At 55.0% G+C, this 260-nt stretch carries 1 pseudogene; it reads right to left on the reverse strand.

The features are described 5' to 3' along the window. Window positions 1-242: pseudogene (locus tag FD09_RS15735) on the reverse strand (RNA-guided endonuclease TnpB family protein); the annotation flags it as partial. Window positions 243-260: the final 18 nt, after the last annotated feature.

The following is a 260-nucleotide window of genomic DNA, read 5'->3' on the forward strand; positions in this document are numbered from 1 at the left end:
CCGCGAATGGTGTTCAGGGACAACTGCGCCCAGTTGTCCAGCACTGACCAGTCGCGGTTGAACACCAAATCGACCTGCGGTCGTTTGAAGTGGATCGGATACCACAAGTCCGTCAGGTCTTTAGCCCGTTCTTTGACCCATTCGCCAGTATCGGGATTCGTCCAACCCCAGGCTTTCTGGTGCTGCTGAGTATTCAAAGCCTTATACTGAGCGGCCACAGTGCGCGTAGTGGACTGCGCCATTTGCGCTTTCAGATACAG

The organism is Schleiferilactobacillus perolens DSM 12744 (genome assembly GCF_001435585.1).
GTDB lineage: Bacteria > Bacillota > Bacilli > Lactobacillales > Lactobacillaceae > Schleiferilactobacillus > Schleiferilactobacillus perolens.